Below are 6,573 nucleotides of genomic sequence, written 5' to 3' on the forward strand. Positions count from 1 at the left end.
GGTCCCGAGCGTGCCGGCGAGCGCGGCCGCGCGCGCCCGGTCGAGGTGGTAGTTCACCTGGTCGCGCATCACCGCCGCCTGCTCGCGGATCTTCTCGGCGAGGTCGGCCGGCGCGTCCGAGGCGCCGACCTCGTTGACGATGATCGACAGCGGCGTCTTGAGCGCGTGGGCGAGGTTGCCGACCTGGGTGCGGGCGCGCTCCAGGATCTCGCGGTTGGTCTCGATCAGGAGGTTCACCTCGCCGGTGAGCGGGGCGATGTCGCGGGGATAGGTCCCGGTGATCCGGTCGGCCTCGCCGCGGCGGATCGCGCCGAGCGCCGCGCGCATCTTCTTCAGCGGCGCCAGGCCGAAGCGGATCTGCAGCAGGGTCGTCAGCGCCAGCGACAAACCGAGCAGGCCGAAGGTCATGAACAGCGAGTTGCGGAAGCGCTCGACGTCGTTGACGATCTCGTCGGCCGGGCCGGCGACGCGCACGGTGTAGCGCCCGTCCTCGCCGAGGTCGACGTCGCGCTCGATGATGCGGAGCAGCCGGTCGTCCTGGGCGCGGCCGTAGCCCTGGCGGATCTGCCCGACTCCCGCCTTGCCGTCGGGATCGGTCGCGGGCTTCAGCGGCACGCCGACGAGGGAGCGCGAGGTGCGCAGGTCCCGCGGCCGGGCGTCGGGCTTGCCGACCTGCCAGTACCAGCCCGAGAGCGGCAGGTCGAAGCGCGGGTCCCCGAGGGTGAAGGCGCGACTCTCGGTGTCGCTCGGGGTGACGAGGTCGGTGGCGAGGTTGTTGGCGAAGACCAGCAGGCGGCTGTCGAACGCCCGCTCGGTGGTCTCGCGGTAGAGCGTCGTCAGGATCCAGGCGGCGAGCAGCAGGATCGCGGAGCTGGCCAGCAGCGCCGAGACCGCCAGGCGCACCGCGATCGAGCGACGCCGGAGGGAGAACAGGCTCAGGACCGCGCGCATCGGGGCGACGCGCGGTTCGGGCGCCGGATGCTCACGATCCTTCGGCTCGGCTCGTGGGGAGGTCGAAGTCATGCCGTGACCACGTTTCGAGGGCGGCGCGCGTACGCCCATTCTACCGGCGATGCGGAGGCCCATCGTCTCGTCGGTCCTCCGGCCGAGCGCAAGGGTCATCCGACGCGAGATCGCGACGCCCGAACCGAGTGAATGCGCAGGCGCGCCCCTGCGCGGCGACCGAGTGTGTCAGGGGTCGCGCCGGCGTCGGCTCAGGCGACCTGCCGGTCGAGGGGGTCGAATGCTGCGTCACCCGTGACCTGAGCCTGGTCCGGGGCGTAGGCGAACCGGAAAGCGTTTCGCCCCTCCGCCTTGGCGCGGTAGAGGGCGCGGTCGGCGGCTCGATAAAGCGCCTCGCGGTCGAAGCCGTCCTCTCGCGTCAACGCGATCCCGATGCTGACGCCGATCCCGACGGGATGGCCGTCGAGATCGATCGGGAGCGACATCGCCGCGATCAGGCGCTCGGCCAGCCGGGTCGCGTCCTCCCGTCGGCCGGAGCCGGTCTGGATGACGACGAACTCGTCGCCGCCGATCCGGGCCACCGTATCCTCGATGCGCACCACCGAGCGGAGCCGGTCGGCGACATGGCGCAGCAGTTGATCCCCGGCCTGATGGCCCAGCGTGTCGTTGACGCCCTTGAAGCGGTCGAGATCCAGACAGAGGATCGCGAACCCGCCCTCCGCCCGCGACGCGCGCGCAGTCTCCTCGTCGAAGCGTTCGCGGAAGAGGACGCGATTGCCGAGGCCGGTGAGCGCGTCGTGCCGCGCGAGGTGCGCCATCCGCTGCTCGCTCTCCTTGCGAACCGTGATGTCGCGAACGGAAGCGACGTAGCCGTCCGGTCGACTCGTGATCTCGTCGTAGGTCAGGCTGAAGGAGGCCTCGACCCACACCCAGGTCCCATCCTTGCGCCGATATCGCTGCTGCCCCACGGCGTGGGTGACGCGCGCCGCGCCGATGTCGTCGAGGAGGCGCCGATATTCATCCGCATCGTCGGGGTGAACGAAGTCGAGTGGCCGGGTGCCGACCAACGCCTCGGCCTCGTAGCCCAGCAGCAGCTTGGCCGCGGGCGAGACGTAGCGGCGCGTTCCGTCGAGATCGGACCGCACCACCATGTCGGTGGTGTTGTCGGCGAGCAGCCGGTAGCCCGCCTCCCGTTCACGCAAGGCCCGCTCGGCCGCGTGCAGGCGGAGCTGCGCCACCACGACCTGAGCCACGTCCTGCAGCTGCCGGCGCTGTTCGGTGGAGAAGGTCCGCGGCTGGGTGTCGATGGTGCAGAGGGTGCCGGCATGCAGACCGGGCGCCAGGACGAGCGGGGCACCCGCGTAGAAGCGGATATGCGGCTTGCCCGTCACCAGCGGGTTGACGACGAAGCGGTCGTCGCGCGTCGCATCCTCGATCACCATGACGTCGGGGCTGAGGATGGCGTGCGAACAGAACGACACCTCGCGCGAGGTGCCGTCCAGGTCGAGGCCGCATTTGCCCTTGAACCACTGGTCGTTCTCTTCGACGAGCGAGACTAGCGCGATGGGGAGGGAGAACAGGGCCGCCGCGGTGCGGCAGAGCGCGTCGAAATGCGGCTCGGGCGGCATGCCGATCACGTCGAGGCTGCGCAGCGCCGCCAGGCGCGCAGGCTCATTGTGCGGAAGGGGAACCATGGAGATCCTTGCGCGAAGGCTCGGCAACCCTTGGGCCGAACCCGTCGAAGTGATCCGCAGGCTAAATCACCGAACCTTAACGTCGCGTCAGTGCTCGGCGTAGGGTCGTCACGCGATCCACAATGCGTCGGCCCACGAAAATTTGATCTCGCACACCGAAACTTCGTTTTTCATACTAGAGATACTGCTAACACACCTTTAGGTTGTGAAATATCCGAAAAATCTCGTCCTGAAAGGATCGCGCAGAGCGGGCGCCAAGCGTCACACCCGAGCCGGCGGCTGGCTCGGATCCACCAGGTAGCCGAGGCCGCGCACCGTCTGGATGAGGTCGACCGCGAGCTTCTTGCGCAGCCGCCCGACGAAGACTTCGATGGTGTTCGAATCGCGGTCGAAATCCTGGTCGTAGAGGTGTTCAGTCAACTCGGCGCGGGAGACGACGCGGCCGGTGTGGTGCATCAGGTAGGACAGCAACCGGTATTCGTGGCTCGTGAGCTTGACCGGGTTGCCGTCGACGAACACCCGGCCCGAGCGCGTGTCGAGGGTGACGGGCCCGCAGGCGATCTGGCTGGTGGCGTGGCCGGCGGCGCGGCGGAGCAGCGCACGCACCCGCGCCATCAGCTCTTCCATGTGGAACGGCTTGGTCACGTAGTCGTCGGCGCCGGCATCGAACCCGTCGACCTTGTCGGACCAGCGGTCGCGCGCCGTGAGGATGATGACGGGGGTCTTGATCCCGGCCCGGCGCCACTTCTGCAGCACGCTGACGCCGTCGGCCTTGGGCAGGCCCATGTCGAGGATGATCGCGTCGTAGGGCTCGCTCTCCCCGAGATAGCCGCCCTCCTCCCCGTCGAAGGCCTTGTCGGCGACGTAGCCCGCCTCCTCCAGCGCGCTGACCACCTGCCGGTTGATGTCCCGGTCATCCTCGACCACGAGCAGACGCACGGATCACTCTCCCTCGAGCCACGGCCTTCTCGGCCGGTCAGTACTGGCCCGCCACCTGGCCGGTCTTGGCATCGACCATCACGTGCACGAAGTGGCCGTCCCGACGCAAGGCGGTCAGCATGTAGACGAGGCCGTCGGCGTGGCGGCACAGGCTGGCGCGCTGGATCTCCGCCCGCGGGATCACCGTGCGCGCGGCCTTGATCGCCGCCACCGGCGCGATCACCCGGCGCTCGGAGACCTCCTCGCGCATGTCGGCGGGCGACAGGCACTCCTCGACCCGCGGCTGCGACGCCCCGGACGAGACGACCGGGGCCGCCTCGCGGGTCTCCTCCGCCAGCGTGCCGAGACCGCCGCCGGCGAGGGCCGCGACGGTCAGGCAGATCGCTGCGAGGGCGAAGGGGTAGCGCATGGATCGGGACTGTCGGCCGAAGGCACTGAATGCGCCCTGAATGCCCCCGGCCCGAGACATGTCTCGCGGCGCGGTTAGAGCCTCGTGTGCGAGGTGAGTGGATCGGGGGGCGGCGGGTCTCATCGAAGGTCCATCGGGAGCTGCGAAGCGTTACGGCCGAGACCGGCAGCGGTTCCCTCGTGCAGGGTGCGATCCCCCGCGATCGCGGCCCGGAAGCGGGCGACAAGATCGCAGCTCGGCGATCGACGTGCCGCACGGAACGACTGTCGAACGTCGAAGGCGTCGGTGATTTATACCTGGCCCCGCCCCACGAAGACGTACGAACCGTCCCGAACGGTGCCGGCAGATCGCAATCGCGCGATCGCGGCCCGGAACCAAAACTTAAGACGAAATATTCTACCCTCAGTTGCATTCAGTGTGCGAAGCCGCTCCGGTGGCGCACACGCGGCGGGGGCCTCCATGGCGATCGATCCGAACAACCTGTCGAAGACCGCGACCCTGACCTTCGCGGAGGAGTTCGACGACTTCACGCCTTGGAACGGCACGACGGGGCTCGACACGGTCGGGGCGCCGCAATGGTCGACGAAGATCCACGCCACCGGGACGATGCCATACAATGACGAGTTGCAATACTACGTCGCCGCGTCGGACGGGGCCGCGGGCGGCACGGCCGGCCTGCCCGACCCGTTCCACGTCTCCGACGGCCTGCTGACGATCACCGCGGCGCCGGCCGCGCCCGGCATCCGGGATGCGATCGAGGGGCAGGCCTACACGTCCGGGATGCTCAACACCGCCCATACGTTCAGCCAGACCTACGGCTACTTCGAGATCCGGGCGCAGCTTCCGGCGGCGCAGGGGATGTGGCCGGCCTTCTGGATGCTGCCGGCGGACGGGAGCTGGCCGCCCGAACTCGACGTGATGGAGATGGTCGGCGGCGCGCCGAACATCCTACGCAACACCGTCCACAGCCAGGTCTCGGGCGGACACCGGGTCGACGCGACCCATTACCTCGACGAGTCGAACGTCGCGGTGCCGGACATGACGTCCGGCTTCCACACCTACGGCGTCGACTGGGAGCCGGACACGATCACCTGGTACTACGACGGGCAGCCGACCTTCCAGGCGGCGACGCCCGCGGACCTGAACACGCCGATGTACCTGATCGCCAACCTCGCCGTCGGCGGGGCCTGGGCCGGCGACCCCGACGGGACGAATCCGGCGCAGATGACGATCGACTACATCCGGGGCTACGCGAGCGCACCGGACGCGGCGCGCGACGACACGTTCCACTTCCGCGACGCGCGCACGGGGGACGACCTCTACACGACGAGCGCGAGCGAACGGGACTACATCGCGCAGAACCTGCCCTCCTACACCGAGGAGGGCGTGGCCTGGGCGTCGCCGGCGGCGAGTCCCGATACGGTGGACGTGTTCCGCTTCGTCGATACGCGGACGGGGGAGCACTTCTACACCGCGAGCGTGGCGGAGCGCGACCACGTCGCCGCCATGCTGCCGAGCTTCCACGCCGAGGGCGTGGCGTTCCAGGCCTACGCCGACCCGGCGCTCGCCGGGGCCGACGCGCTGACGGTCCAACGCTTCGTCGAAACCGCGACCGGGGCGCATTACTACACCGCCGGGGCCGCCGACACGGCGGCCTTCACGCAGGCGCAGGCCGGCGGCGCCTGGGTCCATGAGGGCGCGGCCTTCACGGTACTCGCGCCGTCTTCGCCCCCGCCGGACCTGTGGTGACACCACCGCAGGTCACCCGGAACGGCGTGACCGCATCCGGCCGGCGCTGCGGGCGGACGGTGCGCCGGAACCCGTTGCAGGCGGCCGAAGGACTCTCGACCGGCATCGCCGGCCCGCAGGGAAAGTCGGCCGGGATCTCGGTCTCGATGGTCCGGGGTCTGCGGTCGCGGTCCCAGGGCGGCGCATCGACGGCGTTGGCAGGCGGCGCCACTTGGTGCCGGTCGGGTCGGACGCTGTGCAGGCAGCGCGCGTCGGGCAGCGTACATTCGGCGAGGTCGGCGATCACCCGCGCCTGCCGCAGCGCGCCGCCGGGCGCGACCTCCGACGCCAGAAGCACGGACGACCCGACCCGGCCGGGCCGGTGCCGGTCGCCGGCGGCGTATGAGACGATCGCGCAGAGCCCGAGAAACAGGCCCCCGCCGACCGCGTGGTAGAGCCGGGTGAGCCAGCGGTCGAGGGCGGCGCTCATCGCAGATCTCCCCGGACGAGGCGCCAGAGCTGGCGCACGAGCGGCAGCCGGTCGACCCCGAACTGCGCCAGGGCGAAGGCCGTGACGACGACGACCGCCGCATGCTTCATCCGCCGGTAGAACCGGGCGAGCGCCCGCCGCTCGATCCGTTCGTCGATCAGCTCGTCGAGGGCGGTGAGCCGGTCCGGCGTCTGGCGCCGGATGAAGGTGCGCCACTCGGTGCCGAAGCGGACGACCAGCCGATTCTCCTCGGCCTCGGACGCCGCGCGGCCGGAGTAGGCCATGTATATTATAACCATATCCGAGCCCACGAGACAGGAAACAATCTCGTATGACAACTTAATCATGAA

General features: G+C 69.7%; 7 protein-coding genes. 1 reads left to right on the forward strand and 6 read right to left on the reverse strand.

Going from position 1 to position 6,573, the window contains the following annotated elements; genetic code table 11:
• The 4 genes from FV222_RS14345 to FV222_RS14360 form a co-directional block, all read right to left on the reverse strand.
• The coding region (locus tag FV222_RS14345; RefSeq protein WP_147814788.1) for a HAMP domain-containing histidine kinase at nucleotides 1-951 on the reverse strand (951 nt) is incomplete at its 3' end.
• A 263-nt stretch (nucleotides 952-1,214) separates the two neighbouring features.
• Entirely contained in the window at nucleotides 1,215-2,657 is a 1,443-nt protein-coding gene (locus tag FV222_RS14350; protein WP_147761744.1) for a sensor domain-containing diguanylate cyclase, read from the reverse strand.
• Nucleotides 2,658-2,918: 261 nt separating this feature from the next.
• Nucleotides 2,919-3,596: a response regulator transcription factor gene (locus FV222_RS14355; RefSeq protein WP_147753953.1), complete on the reverse strand. Its 678-nt coding sequence runs from the start codon at nucleotides 3,594-3,596 to the stop codon at nucleotides 2,919-2,921.
• Nucleotides 3,597-3,633: 37 nt separating this feature from the next.
• Complete coding sequence (locus tag FV222_RS14360; protein WP_147761745.1) at nucleotides 3,634-4,005, reverse strand: PepSY domain-containing protein; 372 nt, start codon at nucleotides 4,003-4,005, stop codon at nucleotides 3,634-3,636.
• A 459-nt stretch (nucleotides 4,006-4,464) separates the two neighbouring features.
• Between FV222_RS14360 and FV222_RS14365 the strand changes: the two genes are divergently transcribed.
• Entirely contained in the window at nucleotides 4,465-5,754 is a 1,290-nt protein-coding gene (locus FV222_RS14365; protein WP_147761746.1) for a family 16 glycosylhydrolase, read from the forward strand.
• Here the strand turns inward: FV222_RS14365 and FV222_RS14370 are convergent.
• The gene (locus FV222_RS14370) at nucleotides 5,711-6,223 is read right to left on the reverse strand and encodes a hypothetical protein (protein WP_147814790.1); all 513 of its coding nucleotides are present in this window, start codon (nucleotides 6,221-6,223) and stop codon (nucleotides 5,711-5,713) included. The two genes, FV222_RS14365 and FV222_RS14370, sit on opposite strands and share 44 nt — an antisense overlap.
• Nucleotides 6,220-6,573, reverse strand: a 354-nt coding sequence (locus FV222_RS14375) for a hypothetical protein (RefSeq protein ID WP_210248488.1), incomplete at its 5' end; no start/stop codon positions are given. The genes FV222_RS14370 and FV222_RS14375, both read right to left, overlap by 4 nt.

It is taken from the genome of Methylobacterium sp. WL103 (assembly GCF_008039885.1).
Lineage (GTDB): Bacteria > Pseudomonadota > Alphaproteobacteria > Rhizobiales > Beijerinckiaceae > Methylobacterium > Methylobacterium cerastii.

Bases quoted from the DNA above. Each gene is read 5' to 3' on its own strand.
- FV222_RS14365 (WP_147761746.1), top strand. From the start codon at position 4,465: ATGGCGATCGATCCGAACAACCTGTCGAAGACCGCGACCCTGACCTTC.
- FV222_RS14370 (WP_147814790.1), bottom strand. From the start codon at position 6,223: ATGAGCGCCGCCCTCGACCGCTGGCTCACCCGGCTCTACCACGCGGTC.
- FV222_RS14350 (WP_147761744.1), bottom strand. From the start codon at position 2,657: ATGGTTCCCCTTCCGCACAATGAGCCTGCGCGCCTGGCGGCGCTGCGC.
- FV222_RS14360 (WP_147761745.1), bottom strand. From the start codon at position 4,005: ATGCGCTACCCCTTCGCCCTCGCAGCGATCTGCCTGACCGTCGCGGCC.